This is a genomic window from Bradyrhizobium sp. 23AC, from assembly GCF_054863025.1.
In genome coordinates, this window is sequence record NZ_JAVAYN010000076.1 from 1 (window position 1) to 474 (window position 474).

Annotated in this window: 1 protein-coding gene; it reads right to left on the minus strand. The window is 66.2% G+C overall.

The genetic code is table 11. The features are described from left to right. Window positions 1-474, minus strand: a 474-nt coding sequence (locus RAD10_RS41505) for a VCBS domain-containing protein (protein WP_461621986.1), incomplete at both ends; no start/stop codon positions are given.

Consider the following 474-nt stretch of genomic DNA (forward strand, 5'->3'; position numbering starts at 1 on the left):
AGCTGACCGCTGGTGTTCAGCACCGCCGCGGTGTCGCCCTCGGTGACGGACTTCGAGTCCGATGAGACTGTCGCCGCATCATTGCTGCCGGTGATGGTGACCGTCACCGTGCCGGAGGCGGTGCCATCCTGGCTGGTCACCGTGAACTGATCCTGGACCTGCTGGCCGGCGGTGAGTTCGTCATGCGCGCCGTTGCCGGTGTAGCTCCAGGCGCCGTTGGCGTCGATCGTGAAGTCGCCGTAGGTCCCGTGAGCATTGGTCTGGGCTACGACATGGGCTTCGCCCGTATCCGGGTCGGTGATGCTGAGCTGACCGCTGGTGTTCAGCACCGCCGCGGTGTCGCCCTCGGTGACGGACTTCGAGTCCGATGAGACCGTGGCTGCGTCGTTGCTGCCGATGATGGTCACCGTCACGATGCCGGAGGCGGTGCCGTCCTGGCTGGTGACCGTGAACTGGTCCTGCACCTGCTGGCCC